This is a genomic window from Novosphingobium cyanobacteriorum (assembly GCF_029436685.1).
GTDB classification, from domain to species: domain Bacteria; phylum Pseudomonadota; class Alphaproteobacteria; order Sphingomonadales; family Sphingomonadaceae; genus Novosphingobium; species Novosphingobium cyanobacteriorum.
In genome coordinates, this window is the sequence record NZ_JAROCY010000030.1 from 24,266 (window position 1) to 37,906 (window position 13,641).

The 13,641-nt window shown below is 59.6% G+C and carries 14 protein-coding genes and 1 pseudogene; 11 read left to right on the forward strand and 4 right to left on the reverse strand.

The window, feature by feature from the left end; genetic code table 11:
• Window positions 1–675 precede the first annotated feature (675 nt).
• From POM99_RS20240 to POM99_RS20250, 3 genes are all read right to left on the reverse strand, one after another.
• A complete protein-coding gene (locus tag POM99_RS20240) occupies window positions 676–888 on the reverse strand; it encodes a hypothetical protein (protein WP_277280504.1) in 213 nt (70 codons plus the stop codon).
• Window positions 889–1,063: 175 nt separating this feature from the next.
• Window positions 1,064–1,504, reverse strand: a complete 441-nt coding sequence (locus tag POM99_RS20245) for a hypothetical protein (RefSeq protein WP_277280505.1) — start codon at window positions 1,502–1,504, stop codon at window positions 1,064–1,066.
• 64 nt (window positions 1,505–1,568) lie between these two features.
• Window positions 1,569–2,246, reverse strand: a complete 678-nt coding sequence (locus POM99_RS20250; protein WP_277280506.1) for an XRE family transcriptional regulator — start codon at window positions 2,244–2,246, stop codon at window positions 1,569–1,571.
• A gap of 452 nt (window positions 2,247–2,698) precedes the next feature.
• Here POM99_RS20250 and POM99_RS20255 point away from each other — a divergent pair, with 452 nt between their 5' ends.
• The 3 genes and pseudogenes from POM99_RS20255 to POM99_RS22580 form a co-directional block, all read left to right on the forward strand.
• Complete coding sequence (locus tag POM99_RS20255; RefSeq protein ID WP_277280507.1) at window positions 2,699–2,983, forward strand: hypothetical protein; 285 nt, start codon at window positions 2,699–2,701, stop codon at window positions 2,981–2,983.
• Between the two features lie 227 nt (window positions 2,984–3,210).
• Entirely contained in the window at window positions 3,211–4,101 is an 891-nt protein-coding gene (locus POM99_RS20260) for a glycosyltransferase family 2 protein (RefSeq protein WP_277280508.1), read from the forward strand.
• A 224-nt stretch (window positions 4,102–4,325) separates the two neighbouring features.
• A pseudogene (locus tag POM99_RS22580) lies at window positions 4,326–4,484 on the forward strand (DapH/DapD/GlmU-related protein); the annotation flags it as partial.
• A gap of 340 nt (window positions 4,485–4,824) precedes the next feature.
• Here the strand turns inward: POM99_RS22580 and POM99_RS20270 are convergent.
• On the reverse strand, window positions 4,825–5,934 hold the full coding sequence (locus POM99_RS20270; protein ID WP_277280510.1) for a hypothetical protein: 1,110 nt from the start codon (window positions 5,932–5,934) through the stop codon (window positions 4,825–4,827).
• On the opposite strand from POM99_RS20270, the gene POM99_RS20275 reads away from it, so the two are divergent.
• The 8 genes from POM99_RS20275 (at window position 5,933) to POM99_RS20310 (ending at window position 13,199) form a co-directional block, all read left to right on the forward strand.
• Entirely contained in the window at window positions 5,933–6,235 is a 303-nt protein-coding gene (locus tag POM99_RS20275) for a hypothetical protein (RefSeq protein ID WP_277280511.1), read from the forward strand. The genes POM99_RS20270 and POM99_RS20275 overlap by 2 nt on opposite strands.
• 406 nt (window positions 6,236–6,641) lie before the next feature.
• Window positions 6,642–8,042 carry an IS1595 family transposase gene (locus tag POM99_RS22445; protein WP_277280512.1) on the forward strand — a complete coding sequence of 467 codons (1,401 nt, stop codon included), beginning with the start codon at window positions 6,642–6,644 and terminating at the stop codon, window positions 8,040–8,042.
• A gap of 811 nt (window positions 8,043–8,853) precedes the next feature.
• Window positions 8,854–9,153, forward strand: coding sequence for a hypothetical protein (locus POM99_RS20285; RefSeq protein WP_277280513.1), 300 nt, complete (start codon window positions 8,854–8,856; stop codon window positions 9,151–9,153).
• A 755-nt stretch (window positions 9,154–9,908) separates the two neighbouring features.
• Window positions 9,909–10,199: a hypothetical protein gene (locus tag POM99_RS20290; protein WP_277280514.1), complete on the forward strand. Its 291-nt coding sequence runs from the start codon at window positions 9,909–9,911 to the stop codon at window positions 10,197–10,199.
• Between the two features lie 102 nt (window positions 10,200–10,301).
• A complete protein-coding gene (locus tag POM99_RS20295; RefSeq protein WP_277280515.1) occupies window positions 10,302–10,787 on the forward strand; it encodes a Ros/MucR family transcriptional regulator in 486 nt (161 codons plus the stop codon).
• A 945-nt stretch (window positions 10,788–11,732) separates the two neighbouring features.
• Entirely contained in the window at window positions 11,733–12,026 is a 294-nt protein-coding gene (locus tag POM99_RS20300) for a hypothetical protein (protein WP_277280516.1), read from the forward strand.
• 608 nt (window positions 12,027–12,634) lie between these two features.
• Window positions 12,635–12,799 carry a hypothetical protein gene (locus POM99_RS20305; protein WP_277280517.1) on the forward strand — a complete coding sequence of 55 codons (165 nt, stop codon included), beginning with the start codon at window positions 12,635–12,637 and terminating at the stop codon, window positions 12,797–12,799.
• Between the two features lie 91 nt (window positions 12,800–12,890).
• Window positions 12,891–13,199 carry a hypothetical protein gene (locus tag POM99_RS20310; RefSeq protein WP_277280518.1) on the forward strand — a complete coding sequence of 103 codons (309 nt, stop codon included), beginning with the start codon at window positions 12,891–12,893 and terminating at the stop codon, window positions 13,197–13,199.
• Window positions 13,200–13,641: the final 442 nt, after the last annotated feature.

Sequence of the window (13,641 nt, forward strand, 5' to 3'; positions counted from 1 at the left end):
TCGGACCCGCCCCCGGCTTTCGACCACGGTGCCCATCGTCACCGCGATGATAGGCCTGCGCAGATCCTGCCAGCGTCCGGAACAAGCAGGGCGCACCTTGGCATCAGCAGGCTGGTGGTCATTTCCTGGTGATGCGGGACCCTTGCGCAAAAGACAGCCATTGCGGTGGCCCGATGGGTCGGCATTGGGCCCTGTGCGTCAATCGGCATCATGTCCGCCGCGGCGTTCCGCTTCCTTTCCCGGCGCCTGCCCTGCGAGGACTTTGCGAAGCCCACGAGTGATGTACCACTCTTGGGAGAGGTTTCCGCTGTCGGTCAGGCTGCGGCCAGAACATTGCCTGGGAGAGCGGACCGGGTCTGCAGAGGCCACCGGGTAGCGGTCCTGGGCCGGCCGGGATAACCGAAGGCGGACAATTCGCCAGATGGCCCAGAGCGCTAGCACAGATAGAATCGCAAGACACGGCCGGACCCAGTCGGCTTCGATCAAGTCACTCATTCAATAAGATTTATCGGCCCGGGATTAGCACAATGCTAATGCGTCCCCGGGACACTCAGATAAGGTCCGTGCAGGTTTCAAACTGGTCGAGCCGCCAACTCCAGGAATTGCCTGTCATTCAAGGACTGTTGCCCCAGACTCGCGGCAATCAGGCGAGGTGGCCTGCTACGCGGCGATTGGTCATGACTGACGCTCGAGTTCTAGCATGGCCGCACGCAAACGCGCTGCGACTTCCTGCAAGCGGACAGTGACCTGCCGATCGGCACTGGTCTCTGCCCTCCCGGCAAGATCATGGACGAGATTGCACGTGCGTACGACCGCGTCGCCAAGTTCGTCCAGCAAATCGGACAGGACCGCCTCTTCATACGGATCCGAGGCCTTGTCCTGCGACATCCCATTCCCTTCCTCATTCAAGCGAACGCAGGCAAGTGCCGAAGAAGCGCACCGCATGACGAACGTGTCTATCCCGCGTGCTCCGCGTCGTGCAAGCAAAACCCATGATGCGGCGCTATGACGGACTTGCGTCGGCGGGCCTGGATCGACCGCCAGGTGAATTGGCCCTGATTGATCAGATGTCGGAAATCTCCAGCACCAGGTCATCGGGAAGGGCCGCCGGATAGCGTTGGACCTGCAATGCCACCAGAGCATGCAGTCGCTCCGTGAAAGTCGGCAAGCCCGCTACGTAGCTGTCCATCAGGTAGCCGACATGGATCATGAGAAAGACAGCGTCTGAAAGCCGGACCGGCAAGACATGCCCGCCGACCGAAAAGCAAAATCGCCAACCATGCTTGAGGCGCGTGATATCACCCGGTGGTGAGATGCGACATGTCTCAACGATGGCTTTGGCGGCAGCCCGGTTCAGAACCTGTCGCCTGAAAGCGACAACTTTGCCTTGAGCAGGCGCCACGTCAGAGACCACGCCGGAAAGCTCGAGGGACTGTTCATAGTTCGGCACGTTCGACACGTTGGAATTCTCGGCCAGGATTCGTTGGGCAAGGTTAGCGTGCATTCGCGTGACCGTGGCAAAAATCGACACATCGAGGCAAAAAAGGCGAACACGCCCCTGTCGGCGGTTACGTCGATCTCCGTGCTCCGGGCATGAGCCTGTGCATGATTGTCACAATCCGGCCGACGATGTAGTATTGTTCCCGAGTGGCCAGCAGGGGGCGGATAACAGCATTGTCCGCACATATCTCGACTTTTCCTTCAGCAGCAGGGCGTATCCGGCGAATCTGACTTGTTCCCTCGAAAACGAGCGCCCAGATCTGGTCACTCTGCGCGATGTGATTGTCCGCGGTATCGATCAGGACTTGATCGCCGCATGCGATCGTCGGGCTCATCGAATCGCCGAACTGACGTGCAAGGTAGATCTGGCTCGCCCGTGCCTTGGTGAAGAGCCTGAGCCAACTGCTCGAAAAGGCATATTCAGTCCCCGTCAGGGGCAAATCGAGAAATCGTCCTTCCATGGACTCGCTCAAGTCCCATTCACTGATCTTGAGCACATGCCCCATCGTTTCCGGAGTGAGGCGCGCCACCCGCGCCTCTCTTGCAGGATCATCGGTCTTGCCCAAGAGGAATTCAGGCGTGGTTTCCAGCTCTTCTGCCAACCGCTCGAGATGCTTCGACTTTCTCACGCGGTTATGGACCAGTTTCCAAAGACCTGGCGCACTGACTCCGATGCGCCGCGCGACCTCGGCCTGGGAGACACCACGCTCCAGCAACAAGTCGAGCAGACGATCACGTTCAACCATATCTCACTCGAGCCTCCCATCAGCGGGTACAGTACCGCTGCCAGAGGCAATTTGCCATCCATCCAGATGGCCACCTGATCGCACGCCCAATCAGACATCGGCCTTTCCACCGGGATCCATTATTTCCGGATCATGAAATACTTGCTTTACTGTAATTACGATTCAAATATTCCATGAGATCGTCATTATTGTGCCACAATAGGTTGTTTTATTATAATAGTTATTACCTTTAGAAATTTATTAGAGAGGAAAATTGTAGTTTCACAAATCTAAAACCGGCCTTAGTTGCATAGATTTATGCTAGAATTGGAGAGTTTATTATTAAGATGAATATCTATTTGGCAATCATCAAAGATAATACGATGATAATTAATATTCGTAAACCATCAATCTTGTTGACCGAGATCGCAGGGATGAAGTATTGATCTCCAAAAGAGCCATAGTGGGAGATAATGAGCGACTGGAGACATTTTTTGTTTCATATCAAGGAAATGAAAGGGTCGTTCCAAAGTCACAGCTCCATTGTGTACTTTGTCTCGGCCGAAGGACTCCTCTATCGCGCTACCACCGTGACCTGGCGCCGGCCAAAAGATGGAATAGCGGCACGCGCCAATGGCTTCCTGACCAGGTCGTGGAGATTCTACATCACAAGCTACACCGTGCTGCGGAAAGCAAGGAGCACAGTGATCGCTGCTGGGCAGGCGCCGCCCGGCGAGGCAGGCTCGTCCCGGTTCTGAACCTTGCGTAAAGCTCGCCCATCATGCGCCGTCGTGAAATCTTAACCACCTTTGATGCATGCTTTTCCGGTCGCCTGCGCCGTGCCCCGCGTGCTGCGGCCATCTGCGGGATGTGATGTTGGACAAGTTGGGAAGGCTGCTGGTAAGCACCCGGCCAACCCAGCGGCGCTCGAAGTGAAGGAACAACCGTGACACCGGACCGATCAGCGTTCATGCCTGTCCCAATCGTGCTGTTGACGACCGCGGATCTGCATGCGGGACGTGACGCCGAGCTTGCCCGTCTTGTGCGCTCGGTCGAACAGTTTCAGCACGCTCATCCTGAAACCGCGCTTCACCACGTCATGCTCTTGCAGCGATGCACCGATCCCATGGCCGAAGCGACCCGACTGGGTTTTCCGGCCAGGATGGACGTCTTCGCCAGCGAACGTCAGATCCCCCTGTCATCCGCACGCAACATCATGATCAACCGCCTCCTTGAGGATCCGCCCTTTCCGCTTGGTGACGCAATGGTCGCCTTCCCGGACGACGATGCGTGGTATCCGGCGGGAACTCTCGAGCATATGCACGCGCTTTTTTCAAAGGACCGGGACCTCGATTTCTGGTTCTGCCGCTATGGCAGCGAGGCCAGTTTCCCTGACGGCCTGCGCGAATACACGCCTGCCTTGCTCGACATTATCGGCCGCGCCTCTTCCAACACGATCGCAGTGCGCGGCGCTGTGCTGGCAAACGTGCGCGGCTTTGACGAGAGCTTGGGCCTTGGCACACCGGCAAAGTCGGGGGAGGATACCGACTTTGCCATGCGCGCGGCTTTTTCAGCCCGCAAGATCCTGCATGCTCCTGAACGCATGGTGGGTCATCGGGATTTCGACCCCGCCATCCGTGCCCGCTACTATGGCGGCACTCTGGTCGCGCTGCGTCGTCACAGGCTGAAAAGCGTCAGCGCCTTTGTCGCTTACCTCCGCAAGATCGCGGTCGGGGTGGCGCTGTGCGCGAAGGGCGAACTTCCGGTTCAAGACCTGCGCGCCGCCTGGAAGATGCAGAAAGCACTTGCACCTGCAATCAACCCCAAGATGACCGATGCGATGGAAAAAGCCTCTCGTGGCGGAGTTTTGTCCTGATGCGCAGCCTTAACCAATTGCTCTGGCTCCAGCGATTCATCAACAAGGCCAGGATAGCCTTCTACAACCGGTTTTGGGGCATGGACCTGCACCCAACGGTCAAGGTCTCCCTAACGGCCAAGCTTGACCGGACCTACCCAAAGGGCGTGCATATCAAAGCATACTCGTACATCACCTTTGGTGCCACGATCCTCACCCATGATCGCACCCGCGGCATCTACAAGGACACCGTGATTGAGGAGAATTGCTTCATCGGTGCCCGCGCGATCATCATGCCAGGCATAACGGTAGGCCACAACAGCATTGTCGGCGCAGGCGCTGTCGTCACCAAGGACGTCCCGCCCCGTTCGATTGTCGCCGGCAATCCCGCCGAGATCATCCGCACGGATATCGAGGTCGGTCGCTATGGTCGCTTTCTGAGCGCCGACAAGCCAAAGAGCGCGTCATGAAGTCTCGCCCGGCACGAAGCGGGACGGCGGCAGCTGGCCAGTGACTGTTTGCCCACGGGTCGACCGGCGAGCGGTCGCAAGGGTGGGCTCTGGGCAATAAGACACCTCCACGAAGCCGCACCTGCAGTCTTGACCGTCGTCCAGTCCTGCGTAGCCACCTCGGCATGGCACCATCCAGGAATTTCCAATGCCTCTCGCCCTCGTCATTGCCAAAGGTCGAGCTTGCTCCGGGCGGCATAATCATCGGCCAAAACGTCGCTGACCTTGTAAAGGCTCAGAAAGCTGGCTCGGGTATCCGGCTTCTCAGCGTCGGATCGTATGCTTCTTGCGCCATCTGAACCTGCCTTCCCGCCGTACTCGGGGCGACACGCGCTGCCATCCTTGCAAGTTCGTTCAGAGCTGCCTGGGTCACACGACGGGGAGCCATATTGAACTCGGGCGAACTGCAAGCATCAAGCAATTGCGCACAGCCCGCCAAATCGCCGTCAGTCCCTGCGTCAGACCGTAACGAAGGCGAAGCTGGTTCCAAAGGTGGCGCAATGGCCAGCTTCGCAATCGGCGAGAGCGGTTCCGCTGCGGCCGGCGCGAGCTGCGGATGCGAACCATCCGCATGGCGTTCGTCGGAACTGCCAGTAACCATTGGCTCGGCATCATCCAAGGACAGCTGTGACCCCGTCGCAGGCAGCCGTTCGCTGGCCCCCTCCGCCCGCGCTTGCTCGACGACGGGCTGCTCCACCAGGCCTTCTTCTTCGCCAGCCATCTCAACGCCGCCTATTGCCAGGACACTTGCATCTGCCAAGGTCTCCTCCCTCGCACCTGACGGTGACGCCGGCAATTGCCCCTGGCCCTCAACTGACCTGGGTTCGGACGCGACGGCAGGGGCGGATGACAAGCCCTGCCCTGTCTCCCCTCCGCCGACAGAAGCCAGCGATCGAGCCGAACAATGCGCATCACAGGACGCGGTCCGTTTCGCTTTATACGACACGCCATCCGGACCAAGCTGCGCTGCTTTCATCCCCGGTGCATCCGGCGCGATTGGCCCGCTTGTCTCCCCCATCGCGATGCGTTCGACCGAGGGGAACTGAGGGAGCGGAAGATCCCCAGTCATCTGCACTGACCCGGCATCGGGGCCGGGCGGGTTCAAGGGCTCGGTCATCGGCCCTTCCCTGCTGACAAAAGCATAGTGGCTGCCCATTGCTGCAACACCGGCAAGGGCTGCCGCCCTGATCAGCGCGGCCCGCCCTGACGATCGGTCAATTGCGGCGGCCACCAGTTGATCCGACTTCATGGCTTTCTCCTGCCCGATGCTGCAGGTTAACCATCTTGCGTCGGCAAAGACAAGAACTGGCGGAATGGCAAAGCGGTAAAAAAGACCCGTCGTCATGACGACGGGTCCAGGATTTTCTCAACAGAGCTGGCGGATCACCATCTCGAAATCGCTGTATAACCACGATGGTAAATGGCCGCTTAAGCAAGCTTTCGGGACAAACCGTCACCAGGCATCAGGCAAGGATCGCGTTTCCGCACCGGCCTGCAACACCCACGAGCCGACTGGTCATGCCGATCGCCCCGATCACGGCGCGGTGCAGTACGAAAGCCATACGAAGCGGCTGCACACCAGGTCGGGGAAGCCGGCACGCCGCCTGCGCGCCATGGCACGCGGCATCACCGCCGACAGGCCATGACCAGAATTGTGTTTCAGACTCCAAGGAAGCCAACCAGCCCTCGCCCCGTCCCCGCATCCAAGCTCGAAGAGCTTGAGCTTGGGGTGCCTTTTCTGGCAGCTGTTTCCTGAGGTCGCAAGATCGATCGGCTGCATCAGCAATCGAGCTGACGAAATTGCAAATCGCGGTACCCGCGCATCCAGAGGAGTTCCTGTGCGTCAGGAGGGACCACCGGCCAATGCTGCATGAAACGCTCGATGGGAGTGCCGCAGACCGGCGTCCTCGCGCTGAACCGCGCGATGACTGCGCCCCGGTGGCAACGCAATCCCCTTCGCCGTCTTCCCCCGCCGACCCTGCGGTCAGAACGACAATGCACGTTCGCAGGACCACGACTTGCGCAAGCGAAAGGACCGGCGACCTCCGCGCGGTGTTCGCGCGCATAACCGGCAAGCAGAACCAGCTGCTGGACTGCCTCGCGAAAGCCTGGTCGGTCGAACAGATCGCCCAACTCCAGAATGTTCAGGCAGCGTCGGTCAGGCGGCGGATAAACAATCTGTGCACACGTCTGGAGTGCCGTGAATCCGATCTTGCCGGCCTTTACAGCGCATGGCTCGACGGCCAGGCTGGCGAGCGCAATCTCATCCGACAGCTATGCCGCAGCTTCCTCCTTGCCGGCCCGACAGCGCAAGACAACATACTTGAGGACCAGGCGGCGGCGAGCCCAGCCCAAGCGATCGAAGGCCCTCGCCATGCCTGCCCCGGCGACCTTCCCGTTTCACCACAGATTCGCACGAGAGTCGTTCAGGAACCCTACGAGAACCCGAGGATCGCGATCACACCGGGCAGCAAAGGAACCAGCAGGAAAGTGCTGCAAAGGGCCTTCCCTGACAATGATGCCTGCCTCAATCACATTTTCCATGCGCGAATGGCAGGGGACTACCGCTGCTTCAAATGCCGGCAAGAGCGCCGATGGTACAGGATCGCAGGCTTTCGACGATATGCAACCGCGTGCTGCGCAAGCTCCTTCGCGCCTACCGGCCGGACGGTAATGCATCGCAGTTCCATCCCGCTGACCGACTGGTTCGAGATCATGCTCCTTTTCGCCAACTCCAAGAACGGAGTGACCGGGCACTTCATCGAGCGGCATCTCGGTATCGCGTACAAGAGCGGTTTCCGCATGGCCGACAGAATCCGGACTCACATGGCCTTGCTCGAGTGCGACCGCAAGATAGGTGGCCCGGGCAAGCTCGTGCATATCGATGAGGCACTGCTGCGCGGCATTCGGACCAACGGAGTGCGTGGGGGTGGTCGCGCCATTGTTTTTGGCATGTGTGATGAAACAGCGACAATAGCCCTTGCCGTACCCGATCGCAAGGCGGCAACTCTGCTTCCTCTGATCGATCGCCACGTCCTGCCAGGCTCGATTCTCGTCACTGATGCCTATCATTCCTATTCGCAGCTGGCAGCGCGCGGATGGAACCATGAGATCGTGAACCACTCCCGGGGCGAATGGGTGAACGCCAACGGCTTCGGGCAAGCATCGATCGAGGCTTACTGGGGCGTATTCAAGCGAACCATCCGGGGAACGCATCTGCACGTAAGCCGAGCCAATCTCTGGAAGTACATCGGCGAGTTCAATTTCAGATACAATCGCCGCCACGTCCCGCACGAAATCTTCTGGGACATGATAGAACACTTTCCAGACTTCGATCGCCAGGCTGAGCTTCGGATCGATATCCCGATCGGCCCGCCTCGCCCTCGGAAACGTCGCCCGCCTCGCACCGATGGCGTGCCCCGGAAGCGGGCCTCGCGCATCTTCCGCAATTGACGCGATGGAAATCTTTGGAAATGGCCGCCCCCAGGACGAGGGGCCAGGCACCCGGACCTTGGATTACCCCGTCAATTCTTACCGGCAGCCATCAAGAAAGCCTTGCCGAACCGGAATCTTCACTGCCCCTCCCCGCTGGCGTCGAGAACCATGACTGTGGCAGCGCTGCCCTTGTCATCGATCCGAGCACGGCCCGCTCCATTCCATCAGGAAATTTTGGACGAGACGGAACCAACCTGCAGAAGACCTGTTGATTTGCTGCAGGTCTAACCGGCTTGTACGATCCAACTTTCGCCCTGCAGTCCGGTGTCCGCCGCTGCAGGGCTTTTTCTTGAGTGCATCTCGATCCATGCGCAACTCCTAGGCGTCAGCCTGCGCCAGGATTGAGGTAAGGCATGCGCGCGCAAGCGTGTAAGTACCGTTAATGTCCGCAATAGGTGATAGGCGCCCAACGTCGGTGGCGCGACCGAGCCGGACCTCGCCGTCGAAGGCAAGCGCAAAGCGGCGATCTCACCATGACCTCCCTTCCAGATGCCCCGCCGTTCACCAGCATTGGACGAGGAACGGGTCGCTGTGAACAGCGGCGCTCGAACAGACCAGCCTGTCCAGTAAACTGGCCCCTCCTTCGATTTCTTCATGGCGCGGCGAGAGGAGTGTCAACGGTCTGGCGAAGTTGACATGTCCGAAAAAAGCAGCAGGACGCGGACCTTGCTCCGCTATCCGTCCGGTGGGCAAGGTTGTTCCGGGGTCTCCTGCGGAAATCGGTCTTCATGCGGGACGGATGTGCATTGGTTTTCGATGAAGGCTTGATATGCTCGATAGACTGGTCAGGAGGCTGCGCGGAAGAGATCCGCTGCGAACGGTCGGCTATCGGAAGCTGTCACAAAAGATCCTGATTGAAGCTGCAGAAACGCTGATCAGCTACGAAACGCGCATCGCCGATCTGGAGGCGATGGTGAAGTCTGCCTACGAAGAGGGTTGGGATCACGGGTTCAGCGTCGCCGAAGCCTGGGCGAAACACCGTGAACCACAGGCTTGGAACTGGCGGGCCAGCAACGCAAGGCGGCGCCTCGAGCGAGCAACTCCAGCGGCAGCCCCGCCACTGGATTGACGCAGTCCTGCTGCCGCAACTGGTTTGCAGGAACCAACAATGCCTTGGGTTGATTGCGCGTGCGCAGATGCGGCGAAGGCCAGTCTGCGGACTTGAGCTTGTCCCGTAGTGCTGCGTTCCCCTCATGCACCACAACAGCCCTGCGGGACATTTTCACGCGTGTCATAGAGCACAAGAGCGGGCTGCTTTCGCAAAGACCTGGCGCCATCAGCTCTGGCCGGCCTGCTCGCCACAGCTGCGCATTTCAGCCCTGTGGGCGGCCAGCGCGCTTGTCGTCCTGGAGCGCCGCACGGATGGGCCGCGCGCCGCCGTCATGAAAGGTTCACCCCACGCTTGCATTTCACGACGGCACCAAGGTCGTCTTGGTGTCGGTGCTGAAGCGCTGCCTGCGACAGCGTTTCGGCACCGCGTGCATGTCTTGCGCGGCATGGGTTCGCTCCTGGCAAGACCTGCCGGCATTACGGCCTTGGAACCAGGGATCCAGATTATGCGCTGGCCAATGGCCCTATCTCGCGTTTCGGCGGGATCGAGTGATCACCGCTGCCGGTCCCCGCGCCTAACCCGCAGGGGCGCAGACAATCCCTTCAGGATAGACGCATGCTCGGCGGCCTCCGTACGCAAAACCTGCCGTGAACGGCATGTCCCTCGCGGTCGGCGATGCGGCATGTGGCCCTACCCCCCCTTGGGGAAACCAACGAGCCCTTTGGATGTTTGCAGAGTCAGCGAGGCGAAGCTCACCGCCAGGAGAACAGACAATGACGAGAATTGAGATTGTTGCTCGCCACCTGCACCGCGCGCTTTTCGAGACACTGTGTGTTGACGTAGATCCCGATACCCCGGCTCCTTCGACAAGACAGGCAGGCTCGGCTCGCATCAGCCAAGTCAAGATGGTCCCTGCCTGGATGCAGTTCGAGAAGCAGGCTGCAGTTCTCTTGGCTGAGCTTGATCAGCTGGATGCTCTGTCCGCACACGAGACCATCAAGCCCTTCCATGCCAAGCATTCATGGGCGACCTCAACCGATAATGGTCTGCCCAACCATCATTGAGTAAAAGCCCTCGATGGATCAGGTGAACATTTTCTATTGATTTGGCCAAGCAGAAACGCCAAAGGTTTAGGCACTAGAAAGAAAAAACGGGAGCACCTGACCATGGCACCAACTGAACTTCTCGACCTTGTTTCTGATATTGTTTCGGCCCATGTCAGCAACAACACGGTAGCGACAAGCGATTTGCCGAACATTATCAAATCGGTGCATGATGCGTTGACCGGCCTGGGAAAGGTCGAGCAGTCCGCGGAGAAAGCGCCCGAGCCGGCTGTCTCGGTGCGATCATCGATAAAGCCCGATATGATCACCTGCCTGGATTGCGGGCGAAAGTCCAAAATGCTGAAGCGGCATCTCGCCAATGAACATGGCATGTCGCCGACAGACTACCGTGCGAAGTGGAATCTGCCGCGCGATTATCCTATGGTTGCGCCCAATTATGCGGAAAAGCGTCGTGTCCTTGCAAAGCAGATTGGACTTGGACGCAAGCCCGCCGCTCCGGTAGTCGAGACCCCCACGGTCGCAAAGCGCAAGAATGCGTCACGCAAGAAGGCCGTCCCTGCTGTGGATCGGATCGAAGCCGCAACCTGATCCTGACGGTGCAAGGAAACTGGAAGTGCCCGGCGGATCAATCGGGTTGGCCGATGAACCGAGCCAGGGAGCTGTCGTGGCATTTCCTTTTGACGCGCGGTGCTTGACCCGCCAGGCTGCTCACAGATGAGTGCTGCCCGGATTCCGCTCCAGCCGGAAGCCGGGCTTTCGCATTGGCGCGAGCCGCACAATCGACAAGCCCGAGACCGAGCAGGCCTGTATGGGATTGAGCAAGGCCGTCCTTATGGTCGCTCAATTCAGCGACATCTCGGAACAGGTGTCGATGCAGTCCCTTGGCAGTCCGGGCGACAGCGCGCATGTGTGGTGCAGGCGGCAAGGATGTCTATCGTTTCGATGAGACGCCGTCGTACGCCGTTGTGTCCGTAATTGCCACCTGCCGTGCGCTTTGCCGGGCGATGGCAATGGTGCCGGCAAGATCCCTTCTCGGCGCATGCGACAAAGGGCATGCGCCGCCTGGCGCCTTCCTGCATCGCTCGATAATCGCCTGGGTCCTGCAGCGCGGCCTTGGTATCATTCTTCCTGGCGATCGCCAAGATCAACAGTTCGCGCCTACTTGGCAAAAGGCCTCGGCATAGGGCGCGCAGAATTGCCACGTTGGGGCAACGCTCGTCGCGTGTTAACAACGCGACGAGGCCCGCCACGGAGGGCAGTTCGCGGCGGGCCTCTACCTGGTGGACTGGTCTATGGTCCGCCGGCTGAGGTAGACCAACAGGGTTTAAATGGTCTTAACTGTCAAGAATCCCGCATCATCTGGGCCTCTACGCGTCTCCGCTGACGTCAGCGGAGCGCAGGACGTCTTTCCGGCGAACGAGACTTGTTCCGATCACCAGGCCACTTGGCTGGCTTTGCAGAGCGGCATTCTTGGATGCCTGACCATCGAGGATGATGGGATGCTCGCGATCAGGATCCGGACGTTGTCATGGCATGAAGGTCTGGATCGATGAGTGGCTACTGAACTTTGCGAAGAACATAGCGTACCCAGTGCGCATTCTTGCGCAGCCACCGACCCAGGAGATAGTCGGGCAAATCACACTCAATCATGGCGTCAAGATCGGCGATAAGGTCACCAGCTTTGTTACGCTGGCTCTGCTGGAAAGATTTCTGGAGGTCTTGATCAATCGTGGCGCGTTGTCGAGCCCGATCACTCTTTATAACTTTCCGCAAAGCCATTGGCGCCCCTTTCGCAACTTTGGGTTCAGCGCTGAAAGCTCCTACTAGCAAATCGCAGCGTACGAACGCACGCCCTTTCTTGTCCATGCGCCAGGGCAACGATCTGATTTGTGCAGGGCCTGGGCAAAGCCCGCACTGCTAGGCCCATGACCTTTGGTCCGGTCCACGATGGACGCAGCCCCCGGGTCGAGGACTACGCAAACTCTACGCACGGCAGCTTGAGGCTTCCGTCAACGCCTGAGTTACTGCCGCCAATCGAGGACCTGTGCCATGCGTTGCATTGGTGTGATGCGCGCGACATGCAGCAGTATGCGACCCATCTGCATCGGGTGCGAAGTGGGGGCCGCGCGGCAGGCGCGCAGAAGGATCGTGGCAGCGTCCCTGCACAAGCTCACCCGGCGCTGTCCGTTCCATGGCCAAGCTTTGCCTTGTCTGTGCAGTTTTCGGGCATTGAGATCATCTGTCGTCGAGCAGCCAGTCGCGCGGGGATGCGCATGAATCCGAGAATCGACCCGCAGCGGTGCACACTTAAGATCTGTCCGGACGAGCAAGTGCTTCATGCCAGACCATGCTCTGGCTCGGTGAATATCTTTGCGCACGTCTCGTTGAGATAATGGGACTGCCGTCAAACGGCAGCTCAACCGAAAGGATTGTTCATGACCGTCAAGACCGTTCTCCGCGCCGCCGTCATTGCCCTCGCTGCTGCCAGCACACCGTTTGCAAGCGCGCCTGCCTATGCAGGCGAAGGGCATTGGTCGGTCGGCCACGGCGTCCAGTGCCGCGTAATCCTGGGCTTCGTCATCTGCAGCAAGCGGGTCTGAGCCGAAGAGGCGGGCGGGTGGTTGCAACCGCCTCCACCCCCCGTCGCCTGACGATGTGGTATCGACTGCCCTCCCCCGCGTGGGGGCGCCGATGCAGGGGACTACCGATCCAGGTAGCGGCACGGTTGCAATCGCCGATATCGGTATCGACCTCGGGAGTGTGCCTGAGATCGCACTCGTCGGCGAAAGCTTGGATTATGGCTGCCAGGCCCCAGGGGCGGAACTGCGCGCCGCAGACACTGCAGCACATGTCGGCCATTCGACCAAGCACTACTACGCCACGCCCGGAAAGAGGGGGCGCATTGAGATAGTCGACGGTTACAATGGCGGCGCTGCCATCCCGCGCCCGTGGTTGGATGCAGTCAATGCAGCCCGCGCGTTGCTGAGAGTTGCAGCATGATCGCGCAAAGGCACAGCGTCCGCGTAATCCGTGGATCTGTTCCGCGCTGCCCGCCTGTCTTCGCTCAATCCGTTCTCCTGGAGCTTTGGCGAGGCGGCGAGGATCGGCGGACAGCACACGCTCGACATTGAGGCATCAGCGAACGGCGTTATCGGGCGGGGCTGCAATTGCTTCACGCTGAGCAGTTCGAATAGGCGGCATGGCGGCGGGCAGCTATCGCCCCTGTCGGCAAGGGACTCATTGCATTCGGGCAATAGTGGCGGCCGATGCTGCGGGTCCTGTCGCATGGAGCATACAGCACAGATGCCGGTTCGACCTGGACTGTAGCGCGACGATTACGGTGTCCGGTCGGCGTCAATTTTGATGGCCGATAGGTGGCCGCGCCGGTTGGTGAATTCTGGCTACCATTTGCTGTTGCGAGGAGCAACCGTCGAGCGACAAT